Source organism: Parabacteroides acidifaciens, from assembly GCF_003363715.1.
Classification (GTDB): domain Bacteria; phylum Bacteroidota; class Bacteroidia; order Bacteroidales; family Tannerellaceae; genus Parabacteroides; species Parabacteroides acidifaciens.
This window is the reverse complement of record NZ_QREV01000122.1, coordinates 1-1,147: the sequence shown is the minus strand read 5'-3', so window position 1 is coordinate 1,147 and position 1,147 is coordinate 1. Positions and strand designations below refer to the sequence as shown.

The window sequence follows — 1,147 nt, the reverse complement described above, 5'->3', positions numbered from 1 at the left end:
TATAAAAAACAATTTAACAACGAAGAGTTTGATCCTGGCTCAGGATGAACGCTAGCGACAGGCTTAACACATGCAAGTCGAGGGGCAGCACGAGGTAGCAATACTTTGGTGGCGACCGGCGCACGGGTGAGTAACGCGTATGCAACCTACCTATCAGAGGAGGATAGCCCGGCGAAAGTCGGATTAATACTCCATAAAACAGGGGTTCCACATGGAAATATTTGTTAAAGAAGCAATTTGCTGATAGATGGGCATGCGTTCCATTAGGCAGTTGGCGGGGTAACGGCCCACCAAACCGACGATGGATAGGGGTTCTGAGAGGAAGGTCCCCCACATTGGTACTGAGACACGGACCAAACTCCTACGGGAGGCAGCAGTGAGGAATATTGGTCAATGGCCGCGAGGCTGAACCAGCCAAGTCGCGTGAAGGATGAAGGATCTATGGTTTGTAAACTTCTTTTATAGGGGAATAAAGTGCACCACGTGTGGTGTTTTGTATGTACCCTATGAATAAGCATCGGCTAACTCCGTGCCAGCAGCCGCGGTAATACGGAGGATGCGAGCGTTATCCGGATTTATTGGGTTTAAAGGGTGCGTAGGTGGTAAATTAAGTCAGCGGTGAAAGTTTGTGGCTCAACCATAAAATTGCCGTTGAAACTGTTTTACTTGAGTGTGTTTGAGGTAGGCGGAATGCGTGGTGTAGCGGTGAAATGCATAGATATCACGCAGAACTCCAATTGCGAAGGCAGCTTACTAAACCATAACTGACACTGAAGCACGAAAGCGTGGGGATCAAACAGGATTAGATACCCTGGTAGTCCACGCAGTAAACGATGATTACTAGGAGTTTGCGATAGACAGTAAGCTCTACAGCGAAAGCGTTAAGTAATCCACCTGGGGAGTACGCCGGCAACGGTGAAACTCAAAGGAATTGACGGGGGCCCGCACAAGCGGAGGAACATGTGGTTTAATTCGATGATACGCGAGGAACCTTACCCGGGTTTGAACGTAGGGAGACGATAGTGGAAACATTATTTTCAGCAATGACTGCCTACGAGGTGCTGCATGGTTGTCGTCAGCTCGTGCCGTGAGGTGTCGGCTTAAGTGCCATAACGAGCGCAACCCTTATCACTAGTTACTAACAGGT

At 48.9% G+C, this 1,147-nt stretch carries 1 rRNA gene; it reads left to right on the top strand.

Annotated elements, in window-relative coordinates:
- Positions 1 to 16: 16 nt before the first annotated feature.
- Positions 17 to 1,147: ribosomal RNA gene (locus DWU89_RS20395) — 16S ribosomal RNA — on the top strand; the annotation flags it as partial.